The following is a 23,160-nucleotide window of genomic DNA, read 5'->3' on the forward strand; positions in this document are numbered from 1 at the left end:
CCCCGGATTATACGCCGGCTCGGCGCAGGAAGAAATCGGGGCGCAGCGGGTCCCAGCGTCCAACCAGCCTGTCGTAAACCGGGTCGGGAAAAGTCTGCTTGAATATCCTGTAGTAATATAGCTCCTCGACGGAGGCCAGCCACGGGGTAAGCTTGTCGTGGTTGAACTCCGCCAGCTCGGCCTCGGATATATGCTTCTCTGCCTGCTGGCGCATGATGTATGCCACGCCGGAGCCCTGCGCGAAGAACCTCTTCGTCTGGTATATGATGTGTTCCGGCAGGCATCCCTCGAACGCCTGGCGTAGTATCCACTTTCCGTTCTGCTCCTCGCCATGTATCTTGCATTGCAGTGGTATCTTAAGGCTGAAGTCCATCACTTTTGCATCTAGGAAAGGCGTGCGGCTCTCGTAGCCGTTGGCGGCGTTGAGCCGGTCCAGCCGCTGCAGGGCGGTATTGTGGGCTACATTGATGAGGTTGTCGATAATTTTGGCTATCTCCTCCCAGTTCTTACCCTTCTTATACTGTCCGTCATAGCCCGCGAAGAATTCGTCCGCTCCCTCTCCCGTTAGCACGCACCTGGCCTGCGGGCTCACGAACCTGCCGGCCAGGAAGTTGGCGATGGCCCCGTGCACGCAACTCTCCTCGTACATCTCCTGGTGGTGTATCGCCAGCGGCAGTATCTCGTTTATCTCGTCTTCGCCGAACATGAGGATGTTGTGCTTCACTCCCAGGTATTTACACACGTCTTTAGCCAGGGGCAGGTCTTGTCCCTGCTCCATGCTGACCGTGAAACACTCGATGTCCGGTTTTATCTCGTGCGCCATATAGGTGATAAGGCTGCTGTCCAGCCCGCCGCTTAACAGAATGCCCTTAACGGCGCCGTCCTTCATCCGCTTCTCCGTGGCCTCCATCAGCAGTTGCCTGACCACCTTCTTCGCCTGCTCGTAGTCCTCGAACTCCGGGGTCTCCACCGCTTCATGCCGATCGTATCTATGAAATCCCGTCTCGCTGGAATAGACGTATCCGGGAGGGAACTCCCTGACATCATCGGCGATGCCCACCAGCGCCTTGGCCTCCGAGGCAAAGCATAGATTACCATGCCTGTCGTGGCCGTAGTAGAGCGGCTTGATGCCGGCCCAGTCGCGGGCGAGTATCATCCTGCCGCCATCGGATATAGCGCAGGCGAAGTCGCCGTCGATTTTTGTGGCGAAACGTGTGCCGTATCTATCGTACAGGTCAAGCACTGCCCGGGCGTCGCTCTTATCCGCTTTTTCGTCGTTATATATTCGGCCGTCGAGTGCTACAAAGACGCCGCCGTCGCTTGCCGAGTGAGCGCCGTCCACGCCGCCGACGTTCAGCTCGTTGCAGCCGATGTTCACGCCGCTCTGCCTGCTGATGCGGGTATCATGCGGGCCCCTGTACTTAATACTGTTGAGCATTAACTCGAGCTTACCGTTATCATTCCCCTGAATTCCTGCTATTCCAGCCATTTTGAGTTACCATTCCTTCTTTTAAGTGTTTGGTCGCTTATCGCCACTGTTCCAGCTTCTTTATCGCATCGAATCCATCTACACAATACGCGTCCGCGCCTATCTGTTTTGCGAAATCCTCTGAAACCGCCGCTCCGCCGATGAGCACCTTGACGCTGTCCCTGACACCGGCGGCCTTCAGCGCCTCGATGACCTCGCCCATAGTCACCATCGTCGTCGTAAGCAGCGCGGAAAGGCCGAGATAGTCCGGCTTGTTCTCCCTGACGAATTCGACGATCTTCTCCGTCGGGATATCGATGCCGAGGTCATACACTTCGTAGCCGGCTCCTTTTAGCAGGATGGCTACGATGTTCTTGCCGATGTCGTGGATATCACCTTTAACCGTCACTATGGCGAATTTGCCCTTCGTTTCCACATGGGACGCTTCGAGGTGCGGCTTCAGGGTATCCATTGCGGCGCCCACCGCTTCGGCCGAGGCCAGCATGTCGGGCACAAAATACTCCTTGGTCGCGAACTTCTCCCCGACAACCTCCATGCCGGCGGTGAGCCCGTCCTTAATGATCTTATCCACGGGAATATCGGCCTCTATGGCGGACTGGGTCAGTTCCAGCACCGCGGGTTTCCCCACCATATCATCATCGATTCCGTCGTCTTCGCTGGTCTTTCTCCCCTGGATAACGTTCTCCTTTAGATCTTTTATTATTTCCTCGCTCATTATCCCTCCCTATTTGTAAGTGTTAAGCCTCGGCAGGATGCCGGGCACCTCGTCGAAAATTCTTTTTGTTGTTGCTTCATCTATATGCTCTACCGGCATCGCCAGCAAATCTTGAGTTCTCTTACAGGCCAGATTGAATACGCCGTCGTTATTGCCTTCTCCCTCAAAGGGATAGGGTTCGGAGAGCAGTCCGCCGCGCATCGCCTTGCGGATGTAGCTGATATAAAGCTTCTGCGGTGTCGCCGACACCTTCCTTATCTGCTCCAGCGTCTCTGTAACCTCTGCCTCATCGATCATCGGCTGCCTGAGGAAGAATTTCAGCATCTTGAAATGCGCGTCGTCCAGCACCGCCTGCGGCAGGCAGAACACCGAGTTGCAGTCGAGCAATCCGTAGGCGCAGTGCAGATACTGCGGCCCGCTTAGCATAACCAGTATGTCGGAGAACAGGCGCTCGACGGAAGACTGCTGTCCCGGCATCTTGGGGTCGCACACCCCGGATGTGGAGTAGTTCGGCAGCTTGTATAAGCGCGCCAGCTGTGTGCAGTCCACGTTGTACTGGCTGGTCTCCACCGCGCCGTAAGAGTCGCTAAGGGTGTCCATGCGGGCCCGCACCGGGACGCTGCCGTAGAGCACCGGAGTTCCCGGATTGACCAGCTGGCTCAGGGTTATCCCCGCCAGCACCTCGGCGTTGATCTGTGCCAGGATGCCCGCCTCCTTGATAGGCGCCGAGCTTCCGGCCTGTGGTGAAGAGGAGACTACTATGGGCAGCCCGCGCCTGCATATCTCGATGAGAGTATCGGTTGTGTCGTCTACGAACTGCAGCGGGCTCTTGACCAGGCAGGTTATGAAAGAGATAATCGGATTTTCCCTGAGAGCCTCTTTCCCCCCGGCGATGATCTCTGCCATCCTTACCACGTTGTCCATCTGGCTCAGGCTGGTCAGCCCGGCCATGACATGCTTGGTCATGTTGTTCAACGAGGCGAAGAACTTATTGACGTCCTTGTTCGCCTCTGTGATGTCCGTGTCCTGGATGTTCACGGTTCTAATATATCCGTCGACGGTTTCCAGCAGTCCGCAGACGTGCGCGGAATCGCACAGGTCGGCCACAGTTCCACGTCTTGGATGGAACTCCGGCACGACTATCTCCGTATTCGGGTCGGATTTCTTAGCATACGTCGCTGTTTTAACATCGAGCCAGATATTGGTCTCGGAGCCGGTTATGAGGAACACCCTGGGCTCGTCGCCGCGCATGATAATCGCATTGTCCGGGTTCCTCGCCCCCAGCTTCACTGTCTTCGGCGCGTCGTCGACGGCCTTGAGAACGAGCCGCTCCGGTATCCTTATCGACCAGGTCTCGTGGTCGGCGCTGTCGACGCTGGTTACCTCGGCGCCGCTGCCATGGAATATATTCGCGGCCTGTTTGTTGAAGCACAACAGTCCCGGATCGCGCAGTATCTCCATGGATGCATTGTGTATGCGCTCCACCTGCGCGGCGCTCAGCCTCTCCAGCGGCCTGTGGATCAGTGTTCCTTCTCTTGGCATTCTAACTTCCTCGATTCCATCCGGAGGCTTAGTTGTTTCCTGTGAAGTATCGAAGTCGGGTCTGGATATGTGTTTACACGATTATTCCACCAGCAGGCCCTTTCTGTGAGCCCTGATGTATTTTCTGCACCCCTGGTCGTTACCTGTAAGCATGTCGCCGACCCGCACCAGGCTCATCATCCTGGCGTCCAGCGGGTCGAGTATCGCCGCGTCCAGTCCGGCTCCTGCCGACATCAGCATGAACGACCGGTTTACCATGCCGCGGTTGGGCAGCCCGTACGATATGTTGCTCAAGCCCATCACCGTTTTGGCCGACGGGAACCGCGATTTTATCCGCTCGATGGTCTTCAGCGTGACCATTCCCTGCGATGTGTCCACTGATATGGGCAGCACCAGCGGATCGAAGTAGATGCGATCCTCGCTAACCCCCAGCCGGCCCATGTGCTCCATTATCGTCTCTGCGGCCTCCATGCGTTCCGCAACAGCGCGGGGGATGTTTCCTTCTTTCATGATCAGCGCTACTACTGTCGCATTCCATTCAACAACCAATCGCCCGATGCGCTCCAGCTTTTCAGGCTCGGCGTTCACCGAGTTTATCATAACCTTCTCGCCGCGGTATCTCTTGAGGGCGGCCTCGACCATGTCCGGGTCGTCGCTGTCGATACAAAGCGGCTTATCGACGGCCTCCTGCACCAGGTCGATGAGCCATTCCATGGCGGCTGTCCCGTCGCCCGTTCCGCTTACGCCGGCGTTCACGTCGATGTAGTCGGCTCCGGCGTCGGCCTGCTTCTGCGCCAGACCGGTCAGGAATTCTTTATCCCTGGAGGCGATGGCCTGTCCCACCGATTTGTTGGTTGCGTTTATCCTCTCACCTATGATCAGCATATATATTCAACCTCGTTTTTGTACCGGTTCGACCGAATTCGTATCGCAGGCCCGGTGAAACTCGAAACGTTATCGGTACTCAGTCTATTATTCCCGGCATATCCTTTAATACCTTCTGACGCACTCCGTCCGGCAATCGGTACCCCGGCGCGCCGAGTATCTTGTTGACCCTCTCCCTGGCGCGAACGGCTGTGTCCCGTCTTCCTGCGGCCTGCCATTCCTCAAGGTGCTCTCTGTCGCTCAAAGAAGGCTGGTAGTGCTCCTGCCGCATGTACTTGCGCGTATGCTTTGTCTGCACGAAATGACCGCCCGGGCCTATCTCTTTGATGAGGTCGAAGGCCAGAGTGTCGTCATTAACCGTTATGCCTTCCACAGCGCGCATCACCATGCCGATGATCTCGTCATCGGTAACATACTTTTCAAGGCTGACGCTCAATGCGAAATCCAGCAGCCCGGCGGCGTCGTGGATGTAATTCGCACCGCTGAGCGCGCACAATAGCGTCGTAAGCGCCGATTCGTAGCCGCACTGCGCGTCGACCATCTTGGAGTCGGACATGCCGGCGGTGGCGTAATACGGCAGCCTGTAGAACTGCGCCATCTGGGCGCTGGCGGCGTTGGATAGCCCCATCTCTACGGCTCCGGTGATGTACTTGAAGTCGCGGAAATCGCTTACGGATGCCACCGACCCGAATATCGCCGGTGCGCCCGGGTTCACCAGCTGGGTCAGGCACACCTCGGCCAGAGAGTCCGCCGTCTGTATAGCCACATTGCTCGCCAGCGTCACCGGAGATGTCGAGCCGCACAGCGGCTCGGCGGGAAGCGCGATCGGGATGCCTGCCCTGGCTACATCTACGATCATGTCTCCGTACTTGTCGTCTATCTTGAGCGGGCTGATGGCGCATAAGATTATCGATATAAATGGTTCCTGTCTGAGCTTCTGCGGCGATCCGGCGATGGTCTCCGCCATTCGAATGACCTGCTCGATTCCGTCGTGCGTGTACACGCCGCCCATGATATGCTTCGTCGTGTTGTCCAGCCCGGCGAAGAATCGATTGATGTCGACATCCTCGATCTTTACGTCGTCGGGATATGTGGGCAACAGGAAGAAGTGAATATTATCGAGATGATCGACGAGCTTGGCGATATCCTTCAGGTCTTTGAGTGTGGAGCGACGCCTGTCTCCGGTGGTACCATCGATGATGTTGAGGGCGGTGCCGCCGGTGCCGGCGTAGACGCGCGCATCGCCTAAATGTAGGTTGTGTTCAGGATCGCGGCCGTAAAGAATGATGTCGGATGGGGCTCTGCTCACAAGATCCATGACCATTTCACGCGGCATCTTTACAATGCGCTCCTCGACCTTAGCTCCGGCTTCCTTGAAGTATTTAAGGGCCTTATCCGAGTTTACCTGTACGCCCACCTCCTCGAATATCCTCATCACGGTGTCGTGGATACGGGCTATATCTTCTTCTTTAAGCGGCTTGTAACTGCCGCCGGTAAGTCCTTTTCTAGCCAAATTACCTCCTATTAGTACAGTCCTGATTGGTGCAAAACCGGCAGGGAGACACCCTGAGCCTGCGCTTTTCGGTCCAGCCTATGCCGATAATGCCGGATATGGATTTGCGTGGCGTCATCAAGCATTCGTCACTAAGGTTAACACCTGCAAGGCCCCCATCCAGATTCTTAAAAATAAGCTTCTGTTGTTTGATATCCCAATCGCAATATCCCGGGCTATACCGCATTGTTATCTCCGCCTCCGCCTTATTTGCGATGCGCTGAACCTCGTCCTGGAAACAGCCCGCCAACTGCTCGACCGCTTCGGAGCCTATAGAATCGAGTATCATGGCTTTTACCATGTACCCATCTTTTGTCAGCTTGGCCATTCGCTCCTCCAGCTTAGGTCCGATACTGCATATAAAAATCGCGGCCTGTTCGCAGGGGTACAGTACCCAGCTCAACACATCGCTTGTCACGGTCATTTTTGCACCGTTAACAAGGGTGACCCTGGGGCGGCGGATGCGCTGTACATCCATTATCTGATATGTGCAGGAGGGCTCGATCAGCCGGCGGGATTCTTCTATACTCTCTTCTATCAAAGCAACTATTGAAGGCCTCGGTTCATCGCTGTTCCGGTAGCCCAGGCGGCGACATATCTGTTTTTTATCTACACTTATATTGAGGGTGGCAACGGTTGCGTCCATGATATATCTCCTCACTCATCATCAAATCGAAAAACACAATTATTTGAAAGTCAGATAACTTCCAAACTGCCATCGAATGATTAACCTTCCTGCTTTCGGCCCTGATCTTTTCATCAGTTATAAAACAGCTAACGTTCGATAATCAATAAGATACCCTTACTGTTTTACATGAAGAATCGAATCCGCCTTGGTCCACAACGCCCTCTAAGACGCCGTTTCTTGCCTGCCGCACCGGCGCTCGCCGGCGGGAGGTTTTTTTACCGGAGCCACTGGAGTGGCTTTGCTTAGCGGGGTATTTATGGGAGGGAGGATTACTGAGGGATGGTAGGGGACGGCATTTGCGGGGCTTATTATTTGAGGTTGTTGCTGAGGGTGGATAGTTTACGAAGGATGCTTAGTACGGATCCAGTCATACCAACGGCAAAAAATTTACTCAGTGAAACATCACATTTATTATATAGTAAGGTATTTGACGTGTCAAGTTGAATACTGCCTGGAAACTCCAGAATGTCTGAATGTAAAAGGCTGTGCATTTCAGCTGGATTTATAGCTGCTTATTTTGTTTCAGTGTGCATACTTGTTTTGGCGAACGGTCGTTAATAAAAAGCAAGCCCGCAAAAAGCGGGCTTGCATAAACACGCTCTGTTTTTAGTTTCTATTTCATATATGTCGCGTTGAATTTCTCCATCTCTTTAGTCGGCTTCCACCACTTCTTGGCGCCCAGGTCCTCGGCAACTCTATTGGCTGCCAGGTATCCGGAGCCTCCAAGCACAAGACCGCCGGGATAAGAGGACACGCCGCCTACATACAGCCCTTGTATCGGAGTGCGGTGGTTGGAGCAATCAAGGTTAGGCCTCATCGAAGCCAGCTGGGTCGGGCGATAGTCTCCGTGCTTGATCGCGCCGCGCTTCATATTGGGGAAGCGTATCTCGATGTCCACGGGGGTCTCGGCCAGCTCGTTGATGATATTGTCCTTCGTGAAGTTGGGGGCAACCTTCTGCCACTTCTTCAGGACGGCTTCCTTGATTTCGGGGCCTCGCTTATCCCAGTTGCCGCAGTCGCCGTCTATGGCATAAGGCGCGTGCATCTGGAAGAAGGAAACCTCTCCGCCCCACGGGGCGCGGACCAGATGCGGATCCCAGAAGCTCTCGCACGTGGCGTGGCCGCCCATGAGCTTTGTATCCAGCTTGCCGCCGATTACGGTCTTGAAGTGAGCGAGAAGCTGATCCATGCTCTCGAAGCCGAAGATGGTCAGGAATGACTCGCTGGCCCAAGGTTCTTCAGCTTTGTAGACCGGCTGCTCATGTGTTGCCAGATGCAAGGTATAGAAGCTCCACTTATCATAGACCCATCCCTCTACGGCTTCCTTCAGCGTGCCGGGAAGGCTCTTGGGCTCTAAGAATTGCAGGAACGTCGTCTGCGGGTCCAGAGTCGAAACGACCGCCTTGGCCTTGATCGTGCGGCCCTCGAGCGTTTCCACGCCGACGGCCTTGCCGCCCTCCATGATTATCTTTGTTACTTCACACCTGTCAAGTATGGTACCGCCCGCCTGAACGATCTCGCGGCCCATGGCGCCTGCGAACTTATGCGAGCCGCCGAAGCAGTAGCATTTGTTCATGCCGCGGCACAGCAGCAAAGGTACAAACAGGCCGGTGCCTGTCTCGTTAGGATCGATACCCCACATGCAGGATATGTAAAGCAGGAAGGCGCGGATCCTGTCGTTCTCAAAGTTGCTGGTGATGATCTCCAGCGGGCTCATCTCGGCTATCTCCGCCAGTTCCTTGCCGATATCGGTCTGTTCCAGAAGCATCATCAGGTCCATGGTGGACATTGCGGGTATGTATGTCATCGGTGCGATAAGCTCATCGACCATGCGTCGATAGCTTCGCATAATCTTACCGAAAGTCACAGCGTCCTTGTGGGAATAGCGCATAAAGGAATCGCGTGTATCCTCGATCATGCGTGTAAGTAATAGCGATTGGCCGTCTTCAAAGACCATGGCAGCCTGCATGTTCGGTTTGACCCAGGACATGCCGTGAGTATCCAGATTAAAGTCTTTTATCACCGGCATATAATCGACCATCATGTGGTAGATTACATGGTCGTTGGAGTAGTAACACGGCCAGAGTATCTCGTCCGTGGACAGCCCGCCGCCAATCTCGTAGCGGCGCTCGATAACGATTACCTTTAATCCTGCCTTGGCAAGATAGGCGGCTGTCATGAGTCCGTTGGGGCCACCGCCGATGATGATGACATCGTAGGTGCTCTCGAATGGATATTCAGGTATCACATCACCGAGTAACAACTGGTGGTCAAATTTCTTATTTTCCATTGTACCTCCTTCTATATCTCCGCCTATCTTTCCTAATCAGGGACCTTTCCCTGTCTTGGCACCGCCGATATCTTGCCCTTCTCAGGGATGTAGTAAGGTGCCGGGTACCACCAGTCTCCGGGCTCGACGATCCCGTCTTCGATGAGCATGTGCATCAGATTATAGCCGCAGGCCATGAGGCAAAGGCCTCCGGGGTGCGCGGCCGACTGGTGCACCATATAAAGGGCATCGATTCCGGGGACGCGGTAGCGCGCCATCTCGGGTATGGGGCGCTCGTTCCACCACTGGTCGCGGCAGTGTCGCGCGCCGTACCAGCAGCCGCCGATCATTCCGGTATTGCGGAACTCCTGCTCCCACGGTGTAAGTACCAGGTGTTCCACCAGGTCGTCTTCCAGGTTCTCCACTACGCAGCTGAAGGCGTCGCGGAAATACTTCTTCAGCTTCTCATTGACGTGGTTGGGATGTTTCTCGTCGTTCATGCCGTCCGGACCGTCGGTATGATACTCGGGCGGAGGCACATAGAACTCGATGGAACTCTCCACAAAGAGGCCGGGCCTGGAGCACTGATTATGGAAAACGGGGTCCATAATCTTATTGCTGCCGGCCCAGAGCCATATGATCTCGTCATAGGGGACGGTCGGGTTGCCCTGTTTGCCCATGCAGTCCGCGACATGGTTATAATATAGTTCGCGAGAGTCCATGGGATAGGAAACGCCGGTCTGCTCGGCTTCCTTGTACTTTGCCCTGTAGCGAAGCTTGTTTTTGGTTATGAAATAGTTGCAGTATATAGGGCCGCCCTTGAGATTGATATCGTTGACCTTCTGAGATAGTGCCGGGTCAACGTTATCCGGTCCGATGAGCTCGTTGAATGTATGTTTTATTTCGGCGGCGCTGATAACGCACTTGTTAGCCCAGATGGTCTTACATTTAATTGCGGCGTCCTCTCTAACATGTACGCCGAGGGCGCGGCCATCCTTAATGATTATCTCATCTACCGGGCAGCAGGTGCGGAATACCGCCCCGTGTGCTATGGCGCAGCGGATCAGTGCGTGATAGTATCCATGCATACATCCCATGGGAACGACGCCCGTGGTGTAAAGTACGGAGGCGACCACGCTCTCAAAGGCGGGAATGGCCATGCCTTCCATGTGTCCGGCGGCGCCTGACATCCAGGCTATGTATGACTGGAACACCTTGAAGGGCTCGGTCTCCATCCATTCGTCCATCAGGTCGAACTGTGTCCATTCCATCAGATCCGGTGTGTATACCTGGGGCATGTGTTTCTTATAGACCTGCATGAATGGAATCGTTTCCGCTGTATTTTCAATATATGACGGATGGGGCGGGGTCCAGAAGGTAGCGCGAAGCAGCTCCCTCATGCAACCATTCATGGCGCCCGATAACAGCAGCCAGCCCTCCAGGTCTTTGCCTGAAGCCTGGGAAACTCCGCTCTTACATAACAGCCCCATGAACTTCCCGGACGAGAAATCTCCGCCGCTAAGCTTCTGTGCCGACCAGTCAAATCTCGCCCCGTATTTCCATAATTCAAGCTGTTCCCATCCCGGGGCCGCACCTCCATATAATGCGACGGGATGCGGGCTGATGTTAATACCGGCTCTAACGTCGGTGTCTTCCTGCGCGCCGCCGCACTCCGGCCTTTCTTCAAGAACGCAGACGCTAAGGCCGCTTTTCGCGAGATAGGCCGCAGCTGTTGTGCCGTTGTGTCCGGCACCTACAATGACAACGTCATACCTTTCTTCCGTGGTCATAGACCCTCCTTTCTTGGGGATGCCATAAATTTTATATACCTGTCTCCGACTGGTCAAGAAAAGTTAATCGTTGCGTATTTTCGGAATTGGTGGGTAATTTCAAGACACTGGTAAACTATATAAGCTAATAATGCTTAAAATTAATTAATTTGAGGCCTGAAACAGTAGGTGTGTTGCATCTTTGATATTTATTGTTGTGGTTGTTATCGAGCGGTTGTTCGGGGACTTAGGCCTGTTCTTGGATTTTATTATGTTGAATTATAAATAATCATGAGTCTGCGTTGGCGCGTTAGGTTTTTTGGCTCTATTTAAATAGTATAGTAGCTTTCTTGCTGCGTAATTACACGTATTCCTTTTCAACTATATCTATCCATGTACGATACGGGAATTCGATTCCGGCTTTATGTGCAGGGATAGCATTACCTAATCCGATATTCGGGCGAAAGAAATTGTAGTAGACTAACCAGCTGTTCACAATTAAGTTTGCGCTTTCAATTTTCTTAATGCTTCTGAGGGTCTTATTCCTTTTTCGCAGAGGACCAAAGAAAATATCTATATAATTAGCCTTGGGGTGGATATTGCCCGTCGTTTGTACGTGCATCGCATCAGAGCCGAAGGCCAACTCAACTCCTTCCGTATATGTTCGCAGTCTGTTTGTGATGATCAATCCCGGTATTTCGCTGTTTCTTTCCATTGCACTACTGAAGGCTGATTTGATGTCTTTCGCGGTTCGAGTATGGGTTACATAGGAAGTTAATAAGAATCTGCTCCATGTATCCATGACATCCCATATAAAGGCGTTTTCCCCTTCGATTTGCAGTACCGTTTCATTAGTTATCCAGAATGGGCCGTGTCCCAGGAGTCCGCTCACTTTTTTAGTTTGTCTTTTTGAATATAGCTGTTCTGCAGTAACCGCCATTTTTGAAAATTTTATTATCCATTCATAGATGGTGGAGTTCGATATAGTACTGCCGAAGGTTTGCAGTAGATGCGTTCTGATCGCGTTCAGAGACATGCCTTCGTAAAACATGCCCAGCGCCGAGGCTATTTGGACCGAGGGGGTTCTCATATTGGGCGGGGAGTCGTTGTCGGCGAACTTGCGCTGGCAGTTCTTGCAGAATCTGCGTTGGATGTTATGATAGCTGCCATATTTGACAGTCTGATTTGAGCCGCAGTATTTGCATTTTATGCCTGAGGCCGATTTAGTCTGGTTTTTATGGCTTGACATTGACATGTGTGTCTCGTGATTCGTGTTTGTGTCGCGAAGAGAAGGATAATCTAATTATCCTTGGATGTCAACCACTAGCGAATACATACGTTGTAATATTAACTGGGCATATAGAGGAAAACCATTGACATCGGATGAATGGAGGGTTACAATTCCGCCCAATGATTAACGAGTTCTCTTTGAGAGGTGATCAGAAATGACGGAAGAGAAAAACCCGAAACCAAAAGGTCGCCCAGGAGATAGAATAATACACAAGAGCCGCAAGGCAGGTACGAGGCTTAGGCTTGTTCCTAGAATGCCTGCGATCCTTGTATTTACTAAGGACTTAGTGATACACACTCCCTTTCTTCAGATGTTTATCTTGTTAATATTTGTTTGGCTTGGTTTGTCTGTTGGAATATACTTTGCTGAGCATAATGCGGAAGGAACATCCATAATAACGTACGGTGATGCGCTTTATACTGCTCTTGCCGGCTTCTCTACATCCGGTATTGCCGCAATGCCGGTAACACCCTGGGGAAAGATATTTTGTGCTTTTATGATGGTAATCGGCAGCGCAATATTTTTCGGCGCAATAGTTGCCGCAATAACTGTGTACTTCATGCGTCCGCTTCAACGTCCCAAAAAGCAACTGATATCGACTATTGAATATAATCTGGAACAGCTTGAAGGACTTTCCATAGAAGAACTAGAGCTTCTTAAAGAGACAGCAGATAATCTCATTAATGTTCAAATTAAACAGAATAAAACTAAAACGAAGGAATCGGATAGCCAATAGCATTGCAGTATTTTTTTATAGGCATTATAATATGCCTCTTGGGAAAACAAAATCAGGAGATTAATCTGTGCCATTAGCCAAGTTTCTTGTACCTGTCAGCGGCGGCAAGGTGGATGATGATACCGTACGTCTCGCCTGTACCATAGCTCAAGCGACGAAGGGCAAAGTCTTTGTGATTTACGTGATAGAGGTGGCTCGTACTCTGCCGCTTGACGCAGAGTTGGAGGTCGATAATAAAAAGGCCGAGGAGCTACTGGCAAGGGCTGAGAAGATCGCGGAGACCATCGGATGCCCGGTGGAGACGGAGATACTTCAGGCCAGGGAAACCGGTCCCGCTATAGTGGATGAAGCGATAGAACGCGGTGCTGACGTGGTAATAATGGGCTTGAGATACGAGAAACGTTTTGGTGATTTTGACATGGGAAAAATCATTCCTTACATATTGCGCAATGCGCCGTGCCGTGTGCTGGTATGGCGAGAACAAATGGGTGAGGGCAGCTAGTGAAAGTAGTAATAATGGGATGCGGCAGAGTCGGCGGCATGCTTGCAGGTATGCTCGATGAGGCAGGACATCAGGTGACGGTCATCGATGTTGATTCTTGGAGTTTTCGATGGCTGCCCCGCTCCTTCAATGGGAAGGCATTGGTCGGCGATGGGACAGATGTTGAAACCTTGCGGACGGCCGGCATTGAAGAGGCCGATGCGTTTGTGACCACCACTCAGGGGGATAACCGCAACGTTATGGCCGCGCAGGCGGCGAAGCACATCTTTAAAGTGCCGAAGGTTGTCTGTCGTATTTATGACCCGTTACGTGAGGATATATACAAGTCGCTGGGACTGGAAACGACGAGTCCCACAAAGATCGGAGCGAATGTGCTTATGAATATAGTCCTCGGCAAAGGGGGTTAAATGTACATCATCGTAGTTGGCGGGGGGAAGGTCGGGTACTTTCTTTCGCTCGCATTGTTAGGCGAAGGCCATGAAGTGCTTATAATAGAGCAGGATCCTAACAAGTGCAAGGTAATCGCAGAGGATCTTGGCAGCGTTGTTATGCGCGGCGACGGATGCGAGGTGCGCACGCTTGAGGACGCCGGGGCAAACAGGGCTGATCTTATGGTTGCGGTTACCCACAGGGATGAGGTGAATCTGGTAGCGTGTCAGGTGGCCAAACACCGTTTTGGAGTCAAACGTACCATTTCCCGCATCAGCAACCCCAAAAACGAGGCTCTATTCAAACTGCTCGGCATTGACGTAACTGTGAGCAGTACCAATCTCATACTGGAACACATAGAAGAGAAATTACCCACGCATTCGATGTCCCATTTGCTGACGCTTGAGGATGGCAATCTCGAAATCGTAGAAGTGAACGTTCAGCCCGACTCCTTAGTCGTTGGAAAGAAGATAAGCGATATCGTTCTGCCGGCGAATAGCCTTATCTGTCTGATAATCAATTCTGTTAAAGGAGCGCAAGTTCCCGTGGGGAGTTCTACAATCGCGGCCGGAGACCACATCATCGCCGTGACGCAACCCGAGTATGAGGCGCAGTTGAGATCCGCGTTGACTGGATCAACAGGATAAATATGTCTAAGAAGATCGCATATCTGGGGCCGCCGGGAACATTTGCTGAAGAGGCGGCCCTTGTTTTTGACAAGACGGCACGGCTGGTGCCCTTCCCGAGTATCCGGGCGGTGGCTAATGCCGTCTCTTTGTCTGTCGCGGGGGTGGAAGAAGGCGTCGTGCCTATCGAGAACAGCATTGAGGGTTCCGTGACGGATACGCTTGACCTGCTTATTCACGGGTCCGGCGTGATGATAAAGTGTGAGCTGGTTCTGCCGATAAGGCATAACCTTACTGCTAAACCGGGCATTAATATCAACGATGTAAAGGTACTCTACTCCATACCGCAGGCTCTGGGTCAATGCCGCGATTTCGTAGCGCTTCATTTTCCAAAGGTGCCCGTGGTGGCGGCGCTGTCCACGGCGGCGGCGGTCGAGGAAATGATGGCTTCATCTCAGCCGGCGGCGGCTATAGGCACCGCCCGCGCCGCCGAGATATACGGCGCGACCATTCTGGCCAGCGGCATTCAGGATAAGGCCAGCAACGAGACGCGTTTCGTTATTCTTGCCAAGGAAGACCACGCGCCGACCGGCCATGATAAGACTTCTCTCTGTTTTACGTTTTCCGACGATCGCCCCGGGGTGCTGGTTGAGGTAATGCAGGTATTCTCGCAAAAGGGAATCAATCTGACAAAGGTTGAGTCGCGTCCTTCCAAGGAGATCCTGGGGCGGTATATCTTCCTTATCGACCTTGACGGACATCGGGAAGACGCCGTTGTTAAGAAAGCGCTGGATGAAGTCCGCACCAGGACTTCGATGCTGAAGATATTCGGTTCCTACCCTCGCTGCAATAAATGACGGGGGCTGTTTACCCCCCTGCTGCTTGTCTCCAAATAAGTCGACTGTTTTGTTATATTGTTATGCTGGAGCCGGTGTTATTTGAGAAAAAGACATCGCCCAGCTGCTGCGCCAGGAGCACGGATGCCTTGGTTCCTGTGCAATGGGATACGCCAACGCGCTGCACCCCCATCTCCAGCAGAGAGGCTGCGGTCATCAAAATCCGTTCTTCGCCGGCCTGAATCAGGTGGGTCCCTCCGATTACAGTATTGATCTCGTTCACCCCGGTTATTTGCTGCGCGTGGCGCAGTGTGTTTATCATACCGCGATGGGCGCAGCCGAGGATAACAACCAGTCCCGCATCCGTTTTGATGACAAGGGCCTGGTCGTCGGTGAAAGTGTCGGGGACAACGCCGGATTCGGTCTTCACGATGAAATGGGGCTCTATAGACTCGTATTCAGTGACCATCGGTATCTCCCCGGTGGTGACGATTTTGTCCGTGATCCAGACCGGCTCTTTGCTCAACCTGAAAGAAGCTCCCGCGGATTCAAGCTCTTTCCTTTCATACGGTATGCCGATATACGAGTCCGTTTGGCCGAAGCGGGCATTTTTGTTATCGAAAACGTCCGGGTGCGCGATGACCTCGATCTTTCTCCCCGCTTGAAGGAGAACGCCCTTCAGTCCCCCCGTGTGGTCGAAGTGTCCGTGGCTCAGCACTATCTTATTAATGGATGACAGGTCGACACCCAGTTGCCTGACGTTGTGCGGCACCGTGGAACTGGAGCCCGTGTCGACCAGTATTTTTATGTCCTTTGTTTCTACGAGGATGCTCAGTCCCCACTCCGCCAGTACACCGGGCATTCCGGCGGTGTTCTCGCTGAGCGTCAGTATTCGTATTGACACAATAGCCTCCCTGAATGGTGTTGAAGATAGCCAGGCCGATGTCGTTCTGCGAGCGGGCTTCTATGGTTGCGATAACTTTATCGTGTCGAAGGCTTATTGATATTTTCTACGTCCACTGCCAGGCTGTCCTCTTATCGGAGGTCTTCCGCGCGATTAGACCTTTCTCCGCCAGCGTTCCCAGTTCCTGTTCTGCGATGTTCAACGGGGTGCCGGTCTTAGCCGATATCCTTTGTGCCAGGTCTGACAGCGCGTTCGATCCGTTCCGTGAGTGGCCTGTCTGCTCGATAATATCGAATTTCAAAAGATTCCATATGAAATCGACGCTCACTTTGCGATGCAGATGTTCCATACACTCCGGATCTCCCTGCGCGGCCCTTTTTCGTATGTCGTCCATAGCGTATGTAATGGCCTGGTCATACTCGTTGCTGAACTCCATGACCTGAGCCGGGCTCATGTCCGGGGTGCGAGTTATCGGTTTATTGGCGTCATATTTGGCCCAATCGCGCGACAGGATTTGGAGGCCGTAATCCTCGGGGTTATCGTAGAGTTCGGTGCCGGGTAAAGGCGACAGGATGTGAAAGCCGTATTTGGCGCCGTATTTTTCGTCGAGCTCGTGGGCGAAATCCATGGACTGACGCGCCGTCTCAGGAGTCTCGCCCGGCAGACCAAATATGAAAGAGTTGAACACTTTTATGCCAGCTTCCGTAGCTATCCTGGTGCCGTTTCTTATAGTGTCCGGGGTCGTGCCCTTCTTTATCGTCTTCAATATCTCCGGATTGCCTGACTCGGCGCCGTAGAGCAGCCATTCGCAGCCGGCCTCTCTCATCAGGCTCAGCATTTTCAGATTGACCGTGTCGGCTCTGGCGAATACATTCCATGCTATCTTAATGTTTCGTTTTATGATGCCGTCACATATCGCTTTCGCGTGACGCTCGTTGAGGGTGAACGTGTCGTCGACGATGTTTATCTTTCTAAATCCGAACACCTTATTAATCTGCTCGATCTCGTCCAGCACCAGTTCTGGGTCGCGGAAGCGGACGCGGCGTCCGAACAGGCGGGGCCCGGAACAGAATATGCATTTGAACGGACAGCCCCTGCTGGTGATGACGGTGCAGGGGGCGTCGAGGGCCTTATATTTGGAGAGGGGCAGCAGTTCTCTGGCGGGGAGCGGAAGCTCGTTCAGGTCTTCGATGAGGGGGCGCGGCTCGGTTTTTACCACTGCGCCGTTGCTGCGGAATGCTATCCCCGGCACCTGATGGTAATCCCCGCCCTTCTCGATCGTTCTCACCAGCTCCACCAGGGTTCGGTCACCCTCTCCGGTGACTATAAGATCTATCCAGGGGGCTTTGAGCAGGGTTTCTTTGAGAGCGAACGTAGCGTGCGGACCGCCGAGCATTGTCACGATGTTCGGATCGTAATTCTTGCATACGTGCATGATGCGGGAAGCCGTGGGATAGTTCAGTGTGACGCAGGTGGCGCCTACTATATCCGGCTTGAACTGCTCAAGCTCCCTTCTCAGTTTCTCCGGCGTGTATTTTGAGACCAGATGATCCATTATCTGGACTTCGATACCTTCCTTCTGCAGGGCGGCTGCCAGGTAGGCCAGCGACAGCGGAGGGATAGGGTTCTCTTCCAGCGGATAAGGGGTGCTTAACAACAGGACACGCATATTTCGCCTCGATTATTAATTTTTAGCGCATCTATTATATCTTAAGTCGCGGTTTTAGCCAAACGCCCTTACATCTAGGATATAACAGATATGGAATATGTAAATTTGTATAAATTTATTTTAAAGCCCCTTGCCGGCGATGTATTTCACCAGGTCGGCGACGCGGCAACTGTAGCCCCACTCATTGTCGTACCATGAGACGACCTTGATCATATTATCCGCGATAACCATCGTTGACAGTGCGTCGACGATTGAACTGGCCGGGTTGCCCTTGAAGTCGACGCTCACCAGCGGCTCTTCACAGTATACCAGGATATTTTTAAGCGGGCCCTCGGCCGCCTTTTTCAGCGCGGCGTTCACGTCCTCCGCCTTGACGTTTTTCGACAGTTCGGCTACAAAGTCGACCACGGATACGGTCGTTGTCGGCACGCGGTAAGCCATGCCGTGAATCTTGCCCTTAAGCTCCGGCATTACCATAGTCACCGCTTTGGCCGCGCCGGTCGTGGTCGGGATGATGCTCATGCCCGCGGTGCGCGCCCGTCGCAGGTCCTTGTGAACCTGGTCGAGGATGCGCTGGTCGTTGGTGTAGGCATGAATCGTTGACATCAGGCCTTTCTCTATGCCGAACGTTTCATGGAGCACCTTAACTACCGGAGCGATGCAGTTGGTGGTACAGGAGGCGTTTGAAATAATCTTATGCTTGGCCGGGTCATACTGCTTCTCATTAACGCCCAGAACGATGGTGATGTCTTCTTCCTTGGCCGGAGCGGAGATTATCACTTTTTTGGCTCCGCCCTTCAGGTGGGCGGCTGCTTTGGGGCCGTCGGTGAAAAGGCCGGTGGATTCCACTACTACCTCGGCTCCGTATTTGGACCATTCTATCTTGGAAGGGTCTCTCTCGGAGATCACCTTTACAGCTTTGCCGTCGACGACTATGGCATCTTCTTTGGCTTCCACCGTGCCTTTGTATATCCCGTAATTGGAGTCGTATTTGAAAAGATGGGCGTTGGTTTTGGTGTCGGCGAGGTCGTTCACGGCGACTACTTCCAGGCTGCCCGCGTGGTTTTCAATAACTGCCTTCAGTACCTGCCTGCCGACCCGTCCGAATCCGTTGATACCTATCTTTGTTACCATTACACCCTCCTTTGATTTTGTCGATTTCTTTAAACAACTGATTAAGAATTGCTCAACTTCCTGTGTCTCCATTAGAGGGCAAACACATGGGTTCACCCCTGCTTCGATTCTTATCGCGATGGTTCTTTACTACATCGAGGAACGCCTCTAGTCGCGTTTTAAGGTGCTGTGTCAGATTGTATTCGTTATTGCCTTCAACAGTCAACATTGGCAGCTTGATATGTTCGCGTATTACGATGTCTCCGATGCCGCGGTGGCAGAACGCCTGGACGTAGTGTATAACACCGTCCACGCGGCGTCTCTCAAGCTCCGGCAGTATATCTTCGATCCGCTGCGAGAGTGAATAAGGGTATGTATATTTACAGTATTGCTCACAGAGGGAGCTGCATTCGTTCGGCATGGCGAACTGGCGCTGTATCTCGTTGAAAACGATGCGCGCGCCGCAGCGTTCCAGGAATCGGTAGAGGTCTCTGCCGAAGACGGACGGCACGCCTATGTATGCCAGCCGGATCATGTCATCGCCGTAAGGTTTCCTCGATCGGCATTCGCTTAACAATCGATTCAATCCGTTCTCGTACTCGCTCACGTCGCCGTTGAAATCGGAGGCGGATACCAGCCAGAAGTGGTTCTCGAAGCCGCTGACGAAGCCTTCTTTCCAGGTCATCTTGTCGAGCTCACGCGCCAGCGAGCGCGGCCGTTCGAGTTCTAATCGCACCTTTTCCGCCTCATCGACCGTGGCGCCGAGCGTTTTGGCCAGCGATTCTAGGCAGGCCTGCATGTGCAGCAGGTTGGGGTTGTCAGGATAGGCGAACGGTATCGCGTTCACGCCCTTAAGCTTGAGCACCTCCATGAGCATCTGCGTGTTGGAGCAGTCGCCGTTGGTGACACAGATCACCGGGTCGATGCCCCGCTCCATAACAGTGCCGTATATCCCCTTGATCCAGGTGCAGCAGTTGATGGGGAAGCCGGCGCGCTCGGCCTTTGTCACTAAGCGCTCCGGGTTGGGGTCGGATATGAAGACATTGTTGAGGTCGATGGGCTGGCAGCCAGCGGCCAGCAGGACCTCTGTCGGGACCGTTGTTGTTATGCCGATGGTTTTCATTTTCCCAGGTTATATAGCGCGTTCATTCCGGGGAAGCGGGCGTGGTCTCCCAATTCGTGCTCTATCTCCAGCAGCCGGTTATATTTGACCGAGCGCTCGCTGCGGCATGGAGCACCCGCCTTGATAAGCCCCGTGTTCTTGGCCACGGCCAGGTCGGCGATGAAGGTGCTGGCCGTATCTCCCGAGCGGTGGCTTATGACCGCCGTCCATTTCGCATCCTTGGCCATGTCGATGACCCTTAGCGTCTCGGTCAGCGTTCCTATCTGGTTCATCTTGATGCAAATAGAGTTGGAAGCCTTGTCGCTGATGCCTTTGGCCAGCAGGTCGGGCTGTGTGGAATAAAGGTCGTCGCCGACTATCTGCACCTTGCTTCCAAGCTTGCCCGTCAGCAGCTTCCAGCCGTCCCAGTCCTCCGGAGCCATGCCGTCCTCGATGCTGATAATGGGGTATTCTCCGGCCAGCCGGCCGTAGTATTCCACCATCTCGGCGCTGGTAAAGGAGACTCCTTCTTTTGGCAATACGTATTTGCCGTTTTTATATAGGTCGACACTCCTGGAGTCTATGGCGATGAAGCAATCTACCCCCGGCTTATATCCGGCAGATTCTATGGCGTCAACGAGGAATTGCAAGGCTTCCCGATTCGATTTAAGGGAAGGCACAAAGCCGCCTTCGTCTCCGACGCCGGTGTTGAGCTTCTTGTCCATGAGGAGCCAGCCTAACTTCTGATATATCTCGGCGCACATCCTGACGGCTGTACTAAATTTAGATGAGCCTAAGGGCGTTATCATGATCTCCTGCACATCCATGGAATCGATGGCATGTCTCCCCCCGTCTATCATATTCATCATCGGAACAGGCAAGGTATTAGCTTCTTCACCGCCAATGTAGCGATATAGAGGCATTTTATGAAAAGCAGCTGCGGCGCTGGCAAGGGCCAGGGAGACACCAAGTAAAGTATTTGATCCGAGTTTGGATTTCCTGGGTGAGCTGTCCAGATCTATCAAACGCCTGTCTATAGCCTCCTGGTCGCGTACGGTCATACCGATGAGCGCGGGCTCGATAATTTCATCTATGTTGCTGATTGCTTTGAGCACGCCGAGTCCGCAGAACCGGTTCTTATCGCCGTCGCGCAGTTCCACGGCTTCGTGGGTGCCGGTGGGCGCTCCGGAAGGCACCGAGGCGTGGCCGGTGGTGTCGTCGGTGAGCCTTGCATCCACCCATAATGTCGGATAACCGAGAGAGTTCAGTATTTCCCTGGCGATCAATGCTTCAATAGAGGCCATTTTCCCCTCCTTATCCGATGCCGTCTAAGGCTTTCTCAACGGCGTCCGATGCATCTCTGGCGATGATAATCGAGACTTCCTTAGATTTACCGTTGGCAAGTTTCCATGTGCCGAGGCCTATAACAGGTATTTTCTCCTGCAGAGCGTAGGCTATCTCCGAGAGGGTTCCGTATTTCCCGCCGATGGCGATGGCCGCCTGTCCCGTTCGTACGACGATGGGGTTCCTGGTATAACCCATGCCGGTGAGTATAGGTATGTCGACATGCGGGTTGGCATCTTTGCGGTTGTTGCCCGGCAGGATGCCGACGGTGAGCCCCCCTTCGGACTTGGCCCCGCGGCATGCGGCCTCCATTACGCCGGTGAGACCGCCGCAGATGACGACAGCGCCGCGCCTGGCCAGCTCGCGGCCTACTTCCTCGGCGAGCCTGGCCTCTTTGGCGCTGCACTTGCTGGCGCCTATCACGGAGATGAAAATCCTGTCCTTCAAATCAATAGCCTCTATATCTGGGTGAAGGCGATTATAGCATTCCTTAAGTGTTTGTGGCAAATAAGATGCCGCGCCGTCCTAGTTGTATCGATTCATAGCGGCCTCGAGGCCTTCGCTTAAGATGCAGTCGACTGCGTCGGCAACGGTCGCTATGGCTTGATCGATGGCTCGCCTGTCCTCCGGCGGGAAGTTGCTCAGCACGTACGATACCTCGTCATTGTCCGGCCGCCCGATGCCGACGCGGATGCGGGTGAAAGCGTCACTTCCTATGGAGCTGATAATCGAGGCCAGGCCCTTGTGGCCGCCGGAGCCGCCCTGCGGGCGTATGCGTATCTTGTCCACAGGCAGGTCCATATCATCGCAAATTACGATGATATCGGAGACAGAGGCTTTGAAGCGGTGCATCAGTTGCGATACCGCCTGACCGCTGAGGTTCATGAAGGTGGTTGGTTTGGCCAGCACTACCGCCGTGCCGTCGATGTCGCTTATGCCGAATCTGGCGCGCATGCTGCGATCGCGCCACCTGCGTTCTTTGATCTCGATCCTGTGGCGGCGCGCGAAATAATCGAGGCATCGGAAGCCCACGTTATGCCGGTTACCGGCATAACCTTTACCCGGATTCCCGAGCCCGATTATAAGTTTCATAGTATCAAGACTGCGTCCTGAGATTAGCCCCCGGCAAGTTTCTTGCCCAGGACTTTAAGCTCGGCGATATCCTCCGGCGTCGGTTTTCCCTTGGCCATCACGCCATCTCCTACTTTTTTCAGGCTGTAGGCAAAGGCAATGCCGTCCAGGACATCCAGGGCCTTTCGTTTGCCCATGCCGCTGCTGGTGAACGTGCAGTAGGGCTTGTCCTTCGTTTTCTCGCGGCACTGGATGAGCGTCCGGTCGAAGAAGTCCTTCAACGCTCCGGATATGTATCCGAAGGTCGTCTGTGAGCCGAAGGCCACGGCGTCGCATGATATGAGATCTCTCTCCGTTGTGTCGGCTGCCTTTTTCATAACCACGGTCGCGCCGTTTACGGATTTGGCCCCTTCAGCCAGGGCATTAGCCATCTCCTCTGTATTGCCTGTCTGGCTGGAGTAAACTATAAGTACTTTGGTCATCAGGTTAGCTCCTCTCTAAAGCTGTCGATATTATCGAATTACTATTATATCAACCCCCTGATATCCCCCATTCTTGGGGGATTCAAAAAATGATAGGGGACACCCCTAATACCCCGTCAGGAGAGATTTCTCTCCTGTACCTCTCT

General features: G+C 53.4%; 22 protein-coding genes. 5 read left to right on the top strand and 17 right to left on the bottom strand.

Going from position 1 to position 23,160, the window contains the following annotated elements; translation table 11 throughout:
- Nucleotides 1-7: 7 nt before the first annotated feature.
- The 9 genes from WC562_07570 to WC562_07610 form a co-directional block, all read right to left on the bottom strand.
- Nucleotides 8-1,489: an asparagine synthase-related protein gene (locus tag WC562_07570; protein MFA5056010.1), complete on the bottom strand. Its 1,482-nt coding sequence runs from the start codon at nt 1,487-1,489 to the stop codon at nt 8-10.
- Between the two features lie 37 nt (nt 1,490-1,526).
- Complete coding sequence (locus tag WC562_07575) at nt 1,527-2,204, bottom strand: corrinoid protein (protein MFA5056011.1); 678 nt, start codon at nt 2,202-2,204, stop codon at nt 1,527-1,529.
- 9 nt (nt 2,205-2,213) lie between these two features.
- The gene (locus tag WC562_07580; GenBank protein ID MFA5056012.1) at nt 2,214-3,746 is read right to left on the bottom strand and encodes a trimethylamine methyltransferase family protein; all 1,533 of its coding nucleotides are present in this window, start codon (nt 3,744-3,746) and stop codon (nt 2,214-2,216) included.
- Between the two features lie 81 nt (nt 3,747-3,827).
- A complete protein-coding gene (locus WC562_07585) occupies nt 3,828-4,631 on the bottom strand; it encodes a dihydropteroate synthase (GenBank protein MFA5056013.1) in 804 nt (267 codons plus the stop codon).
- A 79-nt stretch (nt 4,632-4,710) separates the two neighbouring features.
- Nucleotides 4,711-6,144, bottom strand: coding sequence for a trimethylamine methyltransferase family protein (locus WC562_07590; protein ID MFA5056014.1), 1,434 nt, complete (start codon nt 6,142-6,144; stop codon nt 4,711-4,713).
- 1 nt (nt 6,145) lies between these two features.
- Nucleotides 6,146-6,829 carry a vitamin B12 dependent-methionine synthase activation domain-containing protein gene (locus WC562_07595; GenBank protein MFA5056015.1) on the bottom strand — a complete coding sequence of 228 codons (684 nt, stop codon included), beginning with the start codon at nt 6,827-6,829 and terminating at the stop codon, nt 6,146-6,148.
- 655 nt (nt 6,830-7,484) lie between these two features.
- Entirely contained in the window at nt 7,485-9,161 is a 1,677-nt protein-coding gene (locus WC562_07600) for an NAD(P)/FAD-dependent oxidoreductase (GenBank protein ID MFA5056016.1), read from the bottom strand.
- A gap of 32 nt (nt 9,162-9,193) precedes the next feature.
- Complete coding sequence (locus WC562_07605; GenBank protein MFA5056017.1) at nt 9,194-10,930, bottom strand: FAD-dependent oxidoreductase; 1,737 nt, start codon at nt 10,928-10,930, stop codon at nt 9,194-9,196.
- Between the two features lie 340 nt (nt 10,931-11,270).
- Complete coding sequence (locus WC562_07610) at nt 11,271-12,158, bottom strand: DDE-type integrase/transposase/recombinase (GenBank protein MFA5056018.1); 888 nt, start codon at nt 12,156-12,158, stop codon at nt 11,271-11,273.
- A 196-nt stretch (nt 12,159-12,354) separates the two neighbouring features.
- On the opposite strand from WC562_07610, the gene WC562_07615 reads away from it, so the two are divergent.
- The 5 genes from WC562_07615 (at nt 12,355) to pheA (ending at nt 15,350) form a co-directional block, all read left to right on the top strand.
- A complete protein-coding gene (locus tag WC562_07615) occupies nt 12,355-12,936 on the top strand; it encodes a two pore domain potassium channel family protein (protein MFA5056019.1) in 582 nt (193 codons plus the stop codon).
- A gap of 67 nt (nt 12,937-13,003) precedes the next feature.
- Entirely contained in the window at nt 13,004-13,438 is a 435-nt protein-coding gene (locus tag WC562_07620) for a universal stress protein (GenBank protein MFA5056020.1), read from the top strand.
- Nucleotides 13,438-13,845, top strand: a complete 408-nt coding sequence (locus tag WC562_07625; GenBank protein ID MFA5056021.1) for a TrkA family potassium uptake protein — start codon at nt 13,438-13,440, stop codon at nt 13,843-13,845. Before WC562_07620 ends, WC562_07625 begins: the two co-directional genes overlap by 1 nt.
- The gene (locus tag WC562_07630) at nt 13,846-14,514 is read left to right on the top strand and encodes a TrkA family potassium uptake protein (GenBank protein ID MFA5056022.1); all 669 of its coding nucleotides are present in this window, start codon (nt 13,846-13,848) and stop codon (nt 14,512-14,514) included.
- A gap of 2 nt (nt 14,515-14,516) precedes the next feature.
- On the top strand, nt 14,517-15,350 hold the full coding sequence (pheA, locus tag WC562_07635) for a prephenate dehydratase (GenBank protein ID MFA5056023.1): 834 nt from the start codon (nt 14,517-14,519) through the stop codon (nt 15,348-15,350).
- 52 nt (nt 15,351-15,402) lie between these two features.
- Here the strand turns inward: pheA and WC562_07640 are convergent, their stop codons facing one another.
- The 8 genes from WC562_07640 to WC562_07675 all read right to left on the bottom strand — a co-directional run bounded on the left by WC562_07640 (nt 15,403) and on the right by WC562_07675 (nt 23,014).
- Nucleotides 15,403-16,233: an MBL fold metallo-hydrolase gene (locus WC562_07640; protein ID MFA5056024.1), complete on the bottom strand. Its 831-nt coding sequence runs from the start codon at nt 16,231-16,233 to the stop codon at nt 15,403-15,405.
- Between the two features lie 106 nt (nt 16,234-16,339).
- Nucleotides 16,340-17,902: a radical SAM protein gene (locus tag WC562_07645; GenBank protein ID MFA5056025.1), complete on the bottom strand. Its 1,563-nt coding sequence runs from the start codon at nt 17,900-17,902 to the stop codon at nt 16,340-16,342.
- Between the two features lie 120 nt (nt 17,903-18,022).
- Nucleotides 18,023-19,036, bottom strand: coding sequence for a type I glyceraldehyde-3-phosphate dehydrogenase (gene gap / locus WC562_07650; GenBank protein ID MFA5056026.1), 1,014 nt, complete (start codon nt 19,034-19,036; stop codon nt 18,023-18,025).
- A 52-nt stretch (nt 19,037-19,088) separates the two neighbouring features.
- Nucleotides 19,089-20,138 (bottom strand): 2-hydroxyacyl-CoA dehydratase, encoded by a 1,050-nt coding sequence (locus WC562_07655; protein MFA5056027.1) that lies wholly within the window; start codon nt 20,136-20,138, stop codon nt 19,089-19,091.
- Complete coding sequence (gene eno, locus WC562_07660; protein MFA5056028.1) at nt 20,135-21,421, bottom strand: phosphopyruvate hydratase; 1,287 nt, start codon at nt 21,419-21,421, stop codon at nt 20,135-20,137. Before eno ends, WC562_07655 begins: the two co-directional genes overlap by 4 nt.
- 10 nt (nt 21,422-21,431) lie before the next feature.
- Nucleotides 21,432-21,908 (bottom strand): TIGR00725 family protein, encoded by a 477-nt coding sequence (locus tag WC562_07665; protein MFA5056029.1) that lies wholly within the window; start codon nt 21,906-21,908, stop codon nt 21,432-21,434.
- Nucleotides 21,909-21,986: 78 nt separating this feature from the next.
- The gene (gene pth / locus WC562_07670) at nt 21,987-22,553 is read right to left on the bottom strand and encodes an aminoacyl-tRNA hydrolase (protein MFA5056030.1); all 567 of its coding nucleotides are present in this window, start codon (nt 22,551-22,553) and stop codon (nt 21,987-21,989) included.
- Between the two features lie 23 nt (nt 22,554-22,576).
- Nucleotides 22,577-23,014, bottom strand: a complete 438-nt coding sequence (locus tag WC562_07675; protein MFA5056031.1) for a flavodoxin domain-containing protein — start codon at nt 23,012-23,014, stop codon at nt 22,577-22,579.
- Nucleotides 23,015-23,160: the final 146 nt, after the last annotated feature.

It is taken from the genome of Dehalococcoidia bacterium (assembly GCA_041649635.1).
Lineage (GTDB): Bacteria > Chloroflexota > Dehalococcoidia > E44-bin15 > E44-bin15 > JAYEHL01.

Excerpts from the sequence above, each read along its gene's own strand:
- WC562_07570 (MFA5056010.1), bottom strand. The coding sequence starts at position 1,489 with ATGGCTGGAATAGCAGGAATTCAGGGGAATGATAACGGTAAGCTCGAG.
- WC562_07575 (MFA5056011.1), bottom strand. The coding sequence starts at position 2,204 with ATGAGCGAGGAAATAATAAAAGATCTAAAGGAGAACGTTATCCAGGGG.
- WC562_07580 (MFA5056012.1), bottom strand. The coding sequence starts at position 3,746 with ATGCCAAGAGAAGGAACACTGATCCACAGGCCGCTGGAGAGGCTGAGC.
- WC562_07585 (MFA5056013.1), bottom strand. The coding sequence starts at position 4,631 with ATGCTGATCATAGGTGAGAGGATAAACGCAACCAACAAATCGGTGGGA.
- WC562_07595 (MFA5056015.1), bottom strand. The coding sequence starts at position 6,829 with ATGGACGCAACCGTTGCCACCCTCAATATAAGTGTAGATAAAAAACAG.
- WC562_07600 (MFA5056016.1), bottom strand. The coding sequence starts at position 9,161 with ATGGAAAATAAGAAATTTGACCACCAGTTGTTACTCGGTGATGTGATA.
- WC562_07605 (MFA5056017.1), bottom strand. The coding sequence starts at position 10,930 with ATGACCACGGAAGAAAGGTATGACGTTGTCATTGTAGGTGCCGGACAC.
- WC562_07610 (MFA5056018.1), bottom strand. The coding sequence starts at position 12,158 with ATGTCAAGCCATAAAAACCAGACTAAATCGGCCTCAGGCATAAAATGC.
- WC562_07615 (MFA5056019.1), top strand. The coding sequence starts at position 12,355 with ATGACGGAAGAGAAAAACCCGAAACCAAAAGGTCGCCCAGGAGATAGA.
- WC562_07630 (MFA5056022.1), top strand. The coding sequence starts at position 13,846 with ATGTACATCATCGTAGTTGGCGGGGGGAAGGTCGGGTACTTTCTTTCG.
- pheA (MFA5056023.1), top strand. The coding sequence starts at position 14,517 with ATGTCTAAGAAGATCGCATATCTGGGGCCGCCGGGAACATTTGCTGAA.
- WC562_07645 (MFA5056025.1), bottom strand. The coding sequence starts at position 17,902 with ATGCGTGTCCTGTTGTTAAGCACCCCTTATCCGCTGGAAGAGAACCCT.
- gap (MFA5056026.1), bottom strand. The coding sequence starts at position 19,036 with ATGGTAACAAAGATAGGTATCAACGGATTCGGACGGGTCGGCAGGCAG.
- WC562_07655 (MFA5056027.1), bottom strand. The coding sequence starts at position 20,138 with ATGAAAACCATCGGCATAACAACAACGGTCCCGACAGAGGTCCTGCTG.
- eno (MFA5056028.1), bottom strand. The coding sequence starts at position 21,421 with ATGGCCTCTATTGAAGCATTGATCGCCAGGGAAATACTGAACTCTCTC.
- pth (MFA5056030.1), bottom strand. The coding sequence starts at position 22,553 with ATGAAACTTATAATCGGGCTCGGGAATCCGGGTAAAGGTTATGCCGGT.
- WC562_07675 (MFA5056031.1), bottom strand. The coding sequence starts at position 23,014 with ATGACCAAAGTACTTATAGTTTACTCCAGCCAGACAGGCAATACAGAG.